At 40.1% G+C, this 13,575-nt stretch carries 11 protein-coding genes and 1 other annotated feature; of the genes, 4 read left to right on the forward strand and 7 right to left on the reverse strand.

Annotated elements, in window-relative coordinates:
• Nucleotides 1–22: 22 nt before the first annotated feature.
• The 6 genes from trpA to M1F26_RS09280 are packed head-to-tail and all read right to left on the reverse strand — an operon-like array spanning nucleotide 23 to nucleotide 6,668.
• Nucleotides 23–829 carry a tryptophan synthase subunit alpha gene (gene trpA, locus M1F26_RS09255; RefSeq protein ID WP_140172206.1) on the reverse strand — a complete coding sequence of 269 codons (807 nt, stop codon included), beginning with the start codon at nucleotides 827–829 and terminating at the stop codon, nucleotides 23–25.
• Nucleotides 829–2,019 (reverse strand): tryptophan synthase subunit beta, encoded by a 1,191-nt coding sequence (gene trpB / locus M1F26_RS09260; protein ID WP_094960531.1) that lies wholly within the window; start codon nucleotides 2,017–2,019, stop codon nucleotides 829–831. Before trpB ends, trpA begins: the two co-directional genes overlap by 1 nt.
• Nucleotides 2,020–2,066: 47 nt before the next feature.
• Nucleotides 2,067–3,458 (reverse strand): bifunctional indole-3-glycerol-phosphate synthase TrpC/phosphoribosylanthranilate isomerase TrpF, encoded by a 1,392-nt coding sequence (gene trpCF / locus M1F26_RS09265; protein WP_140172205.1) that lies wholly within the window; start codon nucleotides 3,456–3,458, stop codon nucleotides 2,067–2,069.
• Nucleotide 3,459: 1 nt separating this feature from the next.
• The gene (gene trpD, locus M1F26_RS09270) at nucleotides 3,460–4,461 is read right to left on the reverse strand and encodes an anthranilate phosphoribosyltransferase (RefSeq protein WP_318837672.1); all 1,002 of its coding nucleotides are present in this window, start codon (nucleotides 4,459–4,461) and stop codon (nucleotides 3,460–3,462) included.
• A 21-nt stretch (nucleotides 4,462–4,482) separates the two neighbouring features.
• Entirely contained in the window at nucleotides 4,483–5,094 is a 612-nt protein-coding gene (locus M1F26_RS09275) for a glutamine amidotransferase-related protein (protein ID WP_140172203.1), read from the reverse strand.
• Complete coding sequence (locus tag M1F26_RS09280; protein ID WP_140172202.1) at nucleotides 5,094–6,668, reverse strand: anthranilate synthase component 1; 1,575 nt, start codon at nucleotides 6,666–6,668, stop codon at nucleotides 5,094–5,096. Before M1F26_RS09280 ends, M1F26_RS09275 begins: the two co-directional genes overlap by 1 nt.
• Nucleotides 6,669–6,693: 25 nt before the next feature.
• Nucleotides 6,694–6,795, reverse strand: a sequence feature (Trp leader region).
• A gap of 139 nt (nucleotides 6,796–6,934) precedes the next feature.
• Here M1F26_RS09280 and rnm point away from each other — a divergent pair.
• The 4 genes from rnm (at nucleotide 6,935) to aphA (ending at nucleotide 10,817) form a co-directional block, all read left to right on the forward strand.
• Nucleotides 6,935–7,834 carry an RNase RNM gene (rnm, locus tag M1F26_RS09285; RefSeq protein ID WP_410480050.1) on the forward strand — a complete coding sequence of 300 codons (900 nt, stop codon included), beginning with the start codon at nucleotides 6,935–6,937 and terminating at the stop codon, nucleotides 7,832–7,834.
• 146 nt (nucleotides 7,835–7,980) lie between these two features.
• A complete protein-coding gene (locus tag M1F26_RS09290; RefSeq protein ID WP_036957701.1) occupies nucleotides 7,981–8,601 on the forward strand; it encodes an L-threonylcarbamoyladenylate synthase in 621 nt (206 codons plus the stop codon).
• A gap of 200 nt (nucleotides 8,602–8,801) precedes the next feature.
• A complete protein-coding gene (gene rluB / locus M1F26_RS09295; protein ID WP_036958116.1) occupies nucleotides 8,802–9,719 on the forward strand; it encodes a 23S rRNA pseudouridine(2605) synthase RluB in 918 nt (305 codons plus the stop codon).
• Nucleotides 9,720–10,103: 384 nt separating this feature from the next.
• Nucleotides 10,104–10,817 (forward strand): acid phosphatase AphA, encoded by a 714-nt coding sequence (gene aphA / locus M1F26_RS09300; RefSeq protein WP_140172201.1) that lies wholly within the window; start codon nucleotides 10,104–10,106, stop codon nucleotides 10,815–10,817.
• Nucleotides 10,818–11,100: 283 nt separating this feature from the next.
• On the opposite strand, the gene M1F26_RS09305 is transcribed toward aphA, so the two are convergent.
• Complete coding sequence (locus tag M1F26_RS09305) at nucleotides 11,101–13,188, reverse strand: filamentous hemagglutinin N-terminal domain-containing protein (protein ID WP_140172200.1); 2,088 nt, start codon at nucleotides 13,186–13,188, stop codon at nucleotides 11,101–11,103.
• Nucleotides 13,189–13,575 lie beyond the last annotated feature (387 nt).

Genomic DNA, 13,575 nt, shown 5'->3' on the forward strand with positions numbered 1-13,575 from the left:
TGATTACTCTTTATTCGTCCATCTACCTTTGTGTTGCGGCTTTCATATTTTCAACAAACTCCGTTAATGATTTAAGCATAACATCAGGTCGATTGAGGTTATTTTCGATAATTTTAACTACTGCGGAACCTGAAATCGCACCAGCAGCACCATTTTTAATGGCTTCTCTGACTTGTTCCGGTTCTGATATTCCAAAACCTTGCAAGGCAGGAGCTGCTTTATATTGGTTTAATTGACTTATTAAATGAGTCAAAGGCATTTCTGCTCTTTTTTCAGTACCTGTCACGCCTGCACGAGATAATAAATAAGTATAACCTTGGCTATATTTCCCGATCTGTTGCAGTAGCTCATCATTAGCATTTGGTGGGCAAATAAAAATGGGTGCAATATTGTGAGCTAGCGCCGCTTCGCGAAATGTTTTTGATTCAGACATAGGGACATCTGCAACTAATACAGAATCAACACCTGCTTTTTCGCAGCGAATATAAAAATTTTCAATACCATTCGTAAAAACTAAATTTGCATAGACTAATAAGCCAATAGGAATAGTAGGGTGTTTTTCTCGAATACGACGGAGTAGTTCGAAACAAATTGTTGGGGTAATTTCACTTTTAAATGCACGCAAATTTGCATTTTGGATAGTTGGGCCATCTGCCAGTGGATCAGAAAATGGAATACCAATCTCTAATGCATCAGCACCACCAGCAATCAAAGCATCGACAATTTTTAATGATAACTCAGCATCTGGGTCACCTAAAGTGACGAATGGAACAAATGCGCCTTGATTCTTCTGAGCTAAATGTTCAAAAAGTTGGGTGTAGCGTTCCATTAGATTTCTCCTTTGCTGGCTAAAATATCATGTACCGTAAAAATATCTTTATCACCACGGCCAGACAAATTGACGATTAATAACTGTTCTTTATTAGGTTCTTGCTCTGCCATTTTTAATGCATAAGCGAGTGCATGAGATGATTCTAATGCAGGAATAATTCCTTCCTTACGTGATAATAATTTAAAAGCATTTAAAGCTTCATCATCGGTAATGGAAACATATTCAGCACGACCAATACTGTTTAAATGGGCATGCTGAGGGCCGACAGAAGGGAAATCTAATCCTGCAGAGATAGAATAGGATTCTTCAATTTGACCTTCATTGGTTTGCATCATTGGCGATTTCATACCGAAATAAATCCCGACACGGCCATGTTTTAACGGGGCACCATGTTGGCCGGATTCAATACCTAATCCAGCAGGTTCCACACCGATTAGTTTCACATCTTCTTCTGGAATAAAAGAGGCAAATAAGCCGATTGCATTTGAACCACCACCAATACAGGCAACGACAGCATCAGGTAAACGGCCTTCTTTTTCGAGAATTTGTTGTTTTGCTTCATCACCAATCATACGTTGGAATTCACGTACAATTGTTGGGTAAGGGTGTGGCCCCGCCGCGGTTCCTAATAAATAATGAGCTTTATCATAGCTGCCAGACCAGTCCCTTAATGCTTCATTACAGGCATCTTTCAATGTGGCTGAACCGCTGTAAACTGGAATAACTTCAGCGCCCATTAATTTCATTCGAAATACATTGGGAGACTGGCGTTCTACATCTTTGGCACCCATATAAATACGGCATTTCATGTTCAGTAATGCACAAGCCAGTGCTGTCGCAACGCCGTGCTGCCCAGCGCCTGTTTCTGCAATTATTTCAGTTTTCCCCATTCGCTTAGCAAGTAGTGCTTGGCCTAATACTTGGTTAGTCTTATGGGCACCGCCGTGCAGTAAATCTTCCCGCTTTAAATATAATTTTGTTTTCGTACCTGCGGTTAGATTTTTACATAACGTTAGCGCAGTAGGGCGACCTGCATAGTTTTTTAGTAAGTCGTGAAACTCACGAATAAATTCATCATCATTCTGTGCATCGATAAACGCGTCTTCTAATTGGTTTAATGCAGGAATAAGAATTTCTGGGACATATTGCCCACCAAACTCGCCAAAATACGGATCTAATTTGCTCATTATTTATTGTCCATTTTATCAGTTACATTAATTGGTGTTGGAGTCTTTCATTTCGTTGTGTATTGATGAGCCGTTGATTTGGCTAACAACGTTGACAATACCAAATTTATTTTTTGTTGACTTTTTATACCAGGTTCAATTTCAACCCCTGAATTAAAGTCTAATCCGTTGCACAATAACTTAGCTGCGTCTAGGCAGTTATCAGGGGTAAGCCCTCCCGCTATCATTAATTTCTGTGTTGTGGATGAGGGGATTGCTGACCAATCGAAGGTTTTGCCAGTACCACCAGAGCCATTATCCAGCAATAACACATCAATACCTTGTGTATCGTAGTCATTTAGAGTTGTTCGTGACATATCAAGCGCCTTCCAAACTTCACAGTAGTTTGGTAAAAATGTTTTTAACGTATTGATATAAGAAGTATCTTCTTCACCATGTAATTGTACCGCAGATAATGCAAGTTGCTTGGCGATATGAGCAACAAAATCCGCGGACTGATTGCGGAAAACACCGACATATTTTAAAGGCGCTGCATGGATGATATTCTGCGCTTGTGACAATGTCACTTTTCTAGGGGAGGTATCAGCAAAAATTAATCCACCATAGTGTGCTCCCGCTTCAAATGCGGCTTTTGCATCTTGCTCGCGGGTTAAACCACAGACTTTATGTTCTCCTACTAACAAGTTTCGAATGGCTTTATCTAGGTCAGCTTGCTCCATTAAGGCGCTACCGATTAAAAAACCATTAGCAAATTGTTTCAGCGACTGAATATGTTGGTGTTGGTGAATACCTGACTCACTGATCACAATGGTGCCTTCAGTTAATTGAGGGGCGAGTTCACGAGTTCGGTTTAAATCAATAGAAAGGTCACGTAAATCACGGTTATTGATACCAACAACCTTGGCTTGTAACCGAATTGCTCTCTCTAATTCTTCTTCATTACTGACTTCCGTTAATATTCCCATATTAAGTTGATGAGCGACCTCTGCTAACGCTTTATATTCATCATCATTTAAGACAGATAACATGAGTAAAATGGCATCCGCTTGGTAGTAACGTGCAAGGTAGATTTGGTATGGGTCAATGATGAAATCTTTGCATAACACGGGTTGTTTTACGGTATTACTGACAATCGTTAAGTAATCCATATTCCCTTGAAAATATTTTTCATCAGTAAGAACGGAAATCGCGGATGCGTAGGGCGCATAAGTTTTAGCTATCACAGCGGGGTCGAAGTCAGCACGAATCAACCCCTTTGAAGGCGATGCTTTTTTGCACTCTAAAATAAATACAGGGCGTTTTGCGCTTAGTGCGTTATAGAAACTACGCTGGCTAGGTTGAATACCAGCAATAAAGCTTTCTAATGGCTGCTTGGCTTTACGTTCGATTAAATAATCAACTTTATCATCAACAATTTTTTGTAAGACTGTCGCTTTCATCTTATTGGTTCCTTGCCGCGAGTGCTGTGACGCGGTCAAATGCTTTACCGCTACGAATAATTGCGAGTGCGTGTTCGCTGTTTTGTTTTAAGTCTTCATGGCCATTAATACGCATCAACATGGCGACATTGGCTGCTACAGCAGCTTCGTGAGCAGCTTGCCCATGGCCTTGAAGCAAGTTACTAAGTAACACGCGGTTTTCATCTGGTGTTCCGCCTTCTAAGTCACGTAATTGATACGGTTCTAACCCAAAATCATCTGCAGTTAATTGGTAATGTTGTACTTTGCCATCTTTTAATTCAGCGACTTGAGTCACTGCATGTAATGAAACCTCATCCATCCCTCCACTGTGTACCACAGCTGCACGGTTGAAACCAAGCATCTGTAATGTTTCAGACACCGGTTTTACTAATGATTCTTGGTAAACTCCGATAAGGGCAATTGGCGGACGAGCCGGATTGATTAATGGCCCCAATACATTAAATAACGTTCGGGTTTTCAATTGAGTGCGTACAGGGGCCGCATGGCGGAACCCACTATGGTATTGCGGTGCAAATAAAAAACAAACACCAAGCTCATCTAATGCGTCACGAGCGCTTTGCGCACTGAGATCAAGAGCGATACCAAAGGCAGCCAGTAAATCTGAAGAACCTGAACGGCTCGAAACACTACGATTACCATGCTTGGCTATTTTAATACCACATTCAGCAGCAACAAAGGCACTTGCTGTTGAAATATTAATACTATTTGCACCATCTCCCCCTGTACCAACAATATCACTGAATAGGTAGTTAGGGCGGGGAAAGGGTTGTGCGTTTTCTAAACAAGCTAGAGCGGCACCCGCAATTTCTTGTGGTTGTTCGCCACGCATTTTCATACTGATTAACACAGCGGCTAACTGAGGTTCTGTTAATTCACCTTGAATAATGGCATTAAACAAGTACTGGCTTTCTTGTTGAGTTAGCGGCTGCGCTTTAAATAATTTATCATAAATATTTTGCATAATTGGCTCTTTAGTATTCCGTTAGTGCGAATGAGTGGATTCGATTGCATTGGGAGTAGAAAGAGCCCATGCCACGGTGTTTTCTAACAACTGTTTACCTTGAGTTGTTAAAATGGACTCTGGGTGAAATTGGAATCCACAAACTCTATCGCTATCATTACGTACAGCCATGACCATGCCATTTGAATGGGCACAAATGGTTAAGCTTTCCGGAATTTGACTACCCACAAGAGAGTGGTAACGCGCCACTGATATTGGGTTTTCAAGATGATTAAACATAGCTAAACCATCATGTGTGGCAATCGAAGATTTACCATGCAAAATTTCACCTGCGGCTGAAACCGTTCCGCCATAAGCTTCAACGATGGCTTGGTGACCTAAGCAAATACCAATAACAGGAATTTTGCCTTTTACTCGCATTAATACTTCTGGCATTGAACCTGCTTCACTCGGTTTACCAGGGCCGGGTGATAAGACTAGTACCGGTGAAATCATTTGATTTAATACAGATAAAATATGTTCTACATTGACTGTATTGCGATAAATAACCACGTTATGGCCACCTGCGCGCAGTTGGTCTACTAGGTTATAAGTAAAGGAGTCAACGTTATCGAGCAGTAAAATGTTCGCCATTAGAATAACTCCTTAACTTGATGTGCTTGGGCAATTGCACGGATCACTGCACGTGCCTTATTACGGGTTTCATCGGCTTCAGCTTGAGGTACGGAATCTAGAACGACACCACCTCCCGCTTGTACAGTGGCAATGCCATTTTCTACGTAGGCGGAGCGAATAACGATGCAAGTATCAAAATCACCATTTCCTTGAAAATATCCTACAGCCCCCCCGTATGATCCTCGGCGCTCTTGTTCATATTGCGCAATCAACTGCATTGCTTTTACTTTTGGTGCACCCGTTAACGTTCCCATATTCATACAGGCTTGATATGCATGAAAAACATCTAAATCTTGGCGTAATGTTCCCACGACATGAGAAACCAAATGCATCACGAAAGAATAGCGGTCAACCTTAGTTAGGTTAGCAACGTAACGGCTACCCGCTTCACAAATACGCGCTAAATCGTTACGTGCTAAGTCAACGAGCATGATGTGTTCAGCAAGCTCTTTCTCATCAGAACGCATGGAAAGCTCAATTCGGCTATCTAAATCAAGGTCTAATTCACCTTGGGCATTTCGTCCACGAGGGCGAGTCCCGGCGATTGGATAAATTTCCACTTTGCGATTTGCTGTCGCATATTTGAGTGCGCTTTCGGGGGAAGCCCCAAAGAGTGTAAATGCGTCATCTTGCATGTAGAACATGTAAGGACTTGGGTTTTGTACTTTGAGTTTTTGGTACGCAATTAAGGGATGTGAGCACGGCATCGTAAATTTACGAGAAGGCACAACCTGAAAAATATCCCCGCGGTATATGGCTTCTTTTAGTGAAGTGACAATTTCCCCATATTCTGGGTCATTTTTGTTTACCGAGACGGCAAATTCAGGCGCAGTTGCTAAAGGAAGTGCTGGCAAGAATGGACGGCACGAAGCGATAATTTGTGCGTGACGCTGCGTAACTGTTTCGACATCTTGCTCATTTTGCGTAAATAGGCAACTTTTTAGGCGTGCAGCCTGATTTTGATGGTCGATCACTAAATAATGCTCAGCAACAAAAAAACAGTAATCAGGGCAGTGATTAACGGTATTTACCTTGGGTAAATCTTCAAAGCTCGCGACTAAATCATAAGCAAACAACCCACCAACAAACAGATTTTCAGGTTTTGTGGAATAGGCTTGTGCAAGAGCGGGTAGTGCACGTAAAACGTCTAAGCTAGATGCAGCCTTCAGGCGGCTATCTTCGTCTAAATCTTGTGCAGGCTGGCTGAACGTTACCGTCAAACTATTTTCTTGCATGCTATGATGCATGATTAAATCTGTTAATTGAGTTAACAGTTTAGGTAATAAGGCCTGGCCATTTGGCGTCAACGCTTCTATTTCAACTTGCTGGCCAAAAGCACGAATACGTAGCGCGCTGTTGACAATCAACAAGCTTTGTAAGTTGGCTTTATTATTAATTTCAGCGGATTCCAACAGCATTGTTGATGGAACTTGATGACACAAATGATTAAATAATAATGTTGGGTCAGGCTGATAATTAATTGGGCTATCCAGATACTTAAAATGTGCTAATGTGGTGTTTTGTTCGTTCATTATGTTGCCTTACGCTAATTTTTGACATAAAAAACCCGCCTAGGAAGGGCGGGTTTGGCACTGAAACATACAATAACTATGCGCGTGCGGCTTCCGCCCAATTTGGGAAGTCACGCCACCAACGATTTGATAAGTTTAATAAAGTCATTGTATGCCTCACTGGATAAACTGATTATTTTTAGCTTTAGCTGTCTTGCGTACTAGTTAACTGGATCGTGCTATTTATGTCAAGGACTTTATTAATTTATTAGGAAAAATAGTTTTTCATGGAAATAGGAGAAGATATCAATATGCCGACAGCCTCGTCGCCATTAGTGACTCGCTATGACTTACATAGCCATACGAATGCTTCGGATGGTGACCTCACTCCTGCTGAGTTAATCGAACGTGCAGTGGAAAAAGGGGTTAATATTTTAGCGATTACCGACCACGATACCTGTGAAGGTGTATTAGAGGCTCGCCGCTATCTTGCTGAACATGAGTGGCCAATTGAGCTAGTCAATGGCGTTGAAATTTCGACACTTTGGGAGAATATTGAAATACATATAGTGGGCTTAAATTTTTCGCCTTCACATCCCGCGATGGTTCAATTGTTAAAAACACAATCTGAGCATCGTTTAGAGCGTGGTATTGAGATGGGCAGGCGGTTACAAAAAGCAGGCATTGACGATGCATGGGAAAATGCACAACGTATTTCTGGTGGTGGGCAGGTAACGCGGGCACATTTTGCACAATATATTGTGAAAATAGGTAAAGAAAAAACGATTAATAATGTATTTAAACGTTTTTTATCGAAAGGGAAAACAGGGTATGTGCCTGCGAAGTGGTGCACAATTCAAGACTCAATTGATGCAATCCATGCCGCAGGGGGAGTTGCGGTATTAGCGCATCCGTCTAAATATCAATTATCCAATAAATGGTTAAAACGGTTGGTTGCGTATTTTAAACAGTGCGGTGGTGATGCTATGGAGGTTTCTCACTGCCAGCAACCGCCAAATGAAAAGCAATATTTAGCAGAATTGGCCAATAATGCTAATTTGTATACATCCGTTGGTTCAGATTTTCATCGGCCTTGCTCTTGGATAGAGCTTGGCAGAAATTTATGGTTGCCCGATGATGACAAGGCTGTTTGGACACTTTGGGATACAGTAAAAACAGCTAATTAATTGATGTATTAATAATGCAGTGTAAAATAATTATTATAAGTGATGATTTATTAATGAGTAAGTCATCTTATGGAATTCAAAGATAGTAGCATTTATAGGTATTTTTGCCGGGTGATGCTGTCGATACCCAAAAATTAGAGGTATGTATGAGCCAGTTTTTTTATATCCATCCGGACAATCCTCAGGCAAGACTTATTAGCCAGAGTGTTGAAATTTTAAATAAAGGCGGAGTGATTGTTTATCCTACAGATTCAGGATATGCCATTGGATGCCGTTTAGAAGAAAAAGATGCTTTACAACGTATCTGTCGGATTCGTCAGCTTGATGCTAACCATAATTTCACATTAATGTGCAGAGATCTCTCTGAGCTATCGAATTATGCGCATGTTGATAACACTGTCTTCCGTTTAATTAAAAATAATACACCAGGTAATTACACCTTTATTTTGCGGGCAACGAAAGAAGTTCCACGGCGTTTAATGAATGAAAAACGTAAAACTATTGGTTTACGTGTACCGTCGAACCCGATTGCTCGAGATTTACTCGAAGCTGTTGGTGAACCGTTGATGTCAACTAGTTTGATTATGCCAGGTGATGATTTCACTCAATCAGACCCTGAGGAAATCCGCGATTTACTCGATAAACAAGTCGATTTGGTGATACATGGTGGTTATATTGGGCAAAAACCAACAACTGTGATTGACTTTACTGATGATACGCCTGTTGTGGCGCGAGTCGGAACAGGGGATCCAACGCCTTTTGAGTAGGTATAAATATATCGAAGCTTAAGATTCAGTACTGAACTAACTAAAATTGTATTGAATGTGCAATATACAGATAAGTAATAGGGGTTCAGGACAAACCTGTGTATAATGCGCGGGTTTTCAAATTCATTATTGTTTGGCGCGGCAAAAATAGCGCGCCAAAAAGATATTTGACGCCTGTGAAGGCGACAGCAGAGGGTTACATGAGCGTAAAACCGCAAAAAACTGAAAAATTACAGAAAATCCTTGCTCGTTCAGGGCATGGTTCTCGTCGAGAAATCGAAACATTCCTGCAAGCGGGTCGTATTAGTGTTGATGGCAAAATTGCGACACTAGGGGACCGTGTTGAAGTCACACCAGCAACAAAAATTCGTTTAGATGGTCGTTTATTAGCAATCAAAGAGCCTGAAAAGGAAATCTGTCGTGTAATGGCTTACTACAAGCCAGAAGGTGAGTTATGCACACGTCATGATCCTGAAGGGCGCCCAACTGTTTTTAACCGTTTACCACGGTTAACAGGGGCGCGGTGGATTGCTGTTGGCCGTTTAGATGTTAACACTAGTGGTTTATTGTTATTCACAACAGACGGTGAGCTCGCTAACCGTTTAATGCACCCTAGCCGTGAAGTTGAACGTGAATATGCAGTGCGTGTGTTTGGTGAAATTAACGATGCAAAAATTCGTCAATTAACACAAGGTGTACAGTTGGAAGATGGCCCAGCCTCTTTTAAAACGGTTTCTTACCGTGGCGGAGAAGGGATGAACCAATGGTTTAATGTCACCTTAACAGAAGGACGTAACCGCGAAGTTCGTCGCCTTTGGGAGTCTGTTGGTGTACAAGTAAGCCGTTTAATCCGTGTGCGTTATGGTGATATCGACTTACCTAAAGGTTTACCACGTGGAGGATGGACGGAGCTTGGTTTAGAGCAAACCAACTATCTCCGTGAGCTGGTGGAACTGCCGGTGGAAACGGAAAGTAAGGTTGCGGTTGAGCGCGATCAACGTCGCATTAAAGCAAACCAAATTCGCCGTGCAGTAAAACGCCATACACAAGTTGCATCGCGTCCGGCATCAAAACGTCAATCATCAAGACCAACGGCGAAACGTCGTACTCGCATCTAAATTTGCTATTCTTTATTCAGTATAAAAACGCAGAGCGTAATTTCTCTGCGTTTTTTTATGTGATCACGCCAATAATCATCCACTCCAGTAATCATCAATCTTATAAACAGTAATAGTTATATGCAACATAGATAATTAGAAAATTAATGGTCTAGTTCACATTATTATGAAACCTATCAATAATAGATAATGTTTATGAGATGTTTGTCTCATTTTAATGTAATAAAAAGTCTTAGCATGCCCCTTCTTATGGGATGTAACTCACAAAATGTTGGGTTGCTAACTGATAATAAAGACAAATTTACAGATAAACCTATTACTTACCCAGTTTATCCAGATAAATAAAGAATGGTTTAAGTGGATAAACCTGAATAAGGACAAAACATGAAAAAAATAACACTGACTTTGAGTGCGATTGCATTGGCATTGAGTTTTACGGCAACCTCTCAAGCAAAAATTCCAATGCCAGAAACCGTAAGCCCCGGCGTTACCGTTGTTGAACTTGCTCAACAACAGCCTATTCATTGGGTTTCCATCGAACAAATTAAACAAAGCCTAGAAGGAAAAGCACCTATGGCTGTTGGGTTTGATATCGATGATACGGTGTTATTTTCAAGTCCAGGTTTTTACCGTGGTAAATTAGAGTTCTCACCTAACGATTTTAGCTACCTCAAAAATCAACAATTTTGGGAAAAAATGAATAATGAGTGGGACAAATTCAGTATGCCAAAACAAGTGGGTATTGATTTAGTCAAAATGCACTTAGAGCGCGGTGACACTGTTTATTTCATTACTGGCCGTACGAAAACAAAAACGGAAACAGTGACGAAATATGTTCAAGAAGGTTTAGCGATACCTGCGGATAAAATGCAACCTGTTATTTTTGCGGGCGATGAACCAGGGCAAAATAATAAAGTGAGCTGGATGCGTGATCACAAACTTACCATATATTATGGTGATGCTGATGCCGATATCGCAGCAGCACATGAGTTAGGCATTCGCGGTGTTCGTGTTTTACGTGCGGCAAACTCATCTTACCAACCATTACCAAAAGCAGGGCGCTTTGGGGAAGAGGTTGTGATTAATTCAGAATATTAATTTAACAAATACAACGCAAAGAAGGAGGTCTAATGACCTCCTCAGACTGCTGACAAACATATTATGTTTGGCGGCAAGTCTAATAGGTTTTGAAAATAAACTAGGAAAATCAATTTATTGATTTTCGGCTGATAACACAAAGCGGGAAAAACCACGCTTTTATCCTGCTTTGTCAACAACCTCAGGAGGTCTAATGACCTCCTTTTTAATCGTTGTAATATATTAGTTTGTCACAACTGCATCAATAATCACACGGTTACCCGTGATACTTCCAGTCGTTCCATTACTTATTATAGGGGCTGGTGACTTTAGTTGTGTTAGTAGAGCGTAAAGCACCATATTGGTTGTTAATACGATTTTTTGAATCAATGGTGAGATTTTTACCTGCGGCCACTGTTCCTGAATAGTTTTCTAATGTGCCAACATCCAGTTTCTGGCTATTAGCGCTTTTGATTTCTCCATAATTATTATTGAGTGTTGCTTTGAGCTTAACGTCAATATCATTACGTGCAGCGGTATTATTTTCTACATTTGCAGCAATAGAACCATAGGTATTATGTAACGTATCACCTTTAACTTTAATAGTTCCATTATTGGTTTGTAGGCCACCATTTTGGTTTGTTAGTCCAAATTTAGTATTAATGAGTTTAAAGTCACTACTGTAACTGTTGTTCAAATAACTGGTTTCAATATCCAGATTATTTTCAGCATTAATTAACCCTGCTTGGTTATCAATACTATAGGCTTTAATCGTAAGATTTTGTCCTTTGATATAGCCAGAACGGTTGTTCATTGAATTAGCATTAATAACGGATTTGCCGTTATTTGAAACAATCGCTCCGGTGTTATTGAGCTGGTTAGCATTGATATTCATCAAGCGACCACTATGAATGGTTGACGTTCCCGCATTAGTGAGTGATACCGACGCATCTAAATTCATCTGGCCATCAATGGCATTTATTTCAGAATTAGTTTGCGTTAAGTACATCGTACTGATGTCTGCATGGCGTTGTGCAGTAATTTTGCTATTTGATGTGTTATCAATTGCGGATTGCGCGCTGATTTTGCTATCTCGCCCTGCAGTAATATTGGAGTTTTCATTCACAACACGAACGGCATTAATCGTTATATCACGCCCGGCATTGAATCCTTTTACTGGATCATTTGGATTGGCGAGATTGTCCCTGTTGTAAATTGTACTCATGGAATGAATGTCGATATTACCTTTAGTAGACTGAACGATACCATTATCATTTACAAATGAATCAGAGAGTGTATTAACATTCTGCAGAGCGATTATCGAACCACGATTGTTGCTTAGTGTACCTAATGTACTTAGATTAATATCATTGTTATAGGATGTGATATCACCATTATCATTATTAATTACACCCGTTCCTGCAACGGTAATATTGACGTTTTTATTACCCGCAATGCGACCGTTATTGGTAAGGCTTGCTGCTTTAATATCAATATCACCCGCTGCGTTCATATTACCATTGGTATTATTCACCGTTCCTGCGGTATCAATAGAAATTGCGCCATTATAGGTACCAATATCCCCTAAATTACTGACACCAACGCCAGTTTCAGTGGCTATTAATGAGATTTTATTGGCATACATACCGCCAATCGACGAAACATCAATCCCAATAGTGGGTTTTGTTCCAATTGCTGCGGCTGTCCCCGTCACATCCCCAGCCGAATTGACGTGATTACTTCCAGCTATCACATTGATGCGCTGTGTATCAATAATGCCATTAATGGCCACCGAACGTGCAATTAAATCTGTCGGAGAATTGGTATCTAATCTCCCATTGATGGCAATTTTACCTTGCTGCACATTATAGTTAGCAATGGAGCCATCATTTGCTAGCTCTACTTTACCGGTTGTCAGTGTTGTACGATTGGTGTTGATAAAGCCACAGTTGTTACATGTAACTCCGGACGCATTAGCAACGATTACTTGCGCTTTGCCACCTGCAACCTCAATCATGCCATTTAATGTGGTTGCCGCATTTGAATTTATTTCGTTTAAGATAACTTTAGCTCGCCCGCCAGCAACATTGGTATTGCCACCAATTTTGCCGCCAATGAGCGTATTAGAATTTTTTGCACTGTTATTTAAAATAACGCCTTTTTGGTCAACATCGAATTGGCTATAGGTATTATGGGAAACACCAGCCTGGCTTGGTTTATTAATATAAACGACAGTCGGCCCATTACCTTGATTTAATATACCAGCCCCATTAGTTGGTGTAATTGCCGCTTGAGCAACAGTAGTAGTTCCAACGATTATTGAAACACATAAAAAGAGTGGATTTAATTTCATTTTTGTGAAATTTAAATGAGAATTTGAAACATTTTTCATATATATCCCTTAAATAAAATAGAAAAATCTAAGATAACTAACAATCCATTATTGCAGTTTAATTATGCTTAAATAGAAAACTAAATAAAATTAATAATGTTAACATGGGTAAATATATCGTTATTCATTGATAACTAACTAAAACTGAATAAAAGCGGAGTAATATCTATTTTTATAGATTAGTTTGTTTTTATCAATAGGTTGTGTTTACGCATTTTTAGCCTGTTAGGAGGATTTTACTCACGTAGCAATACGTAATCATTTTAATTAAAGAGGAGATTTTCAACAAATAGCATTAATTATTTTTATATTTATTCTTTATCGTTATAAAATAATTGTGATACTTGATGAACAAAAGTTAGCAAAAAACTCATACTACCAAAAAAT

It is taken from the genome of Providencia sp. PROV048, assembly GCF_033688165.1.
In the GTDB taxonomy this organism is placed as follows: domain Bacteria; phylum Pseudomonadota; class Gammaproteobacteria; order Enterobacterales; family Enterobacteriaceae; genus Providencia; species Providencia hangzhouensis.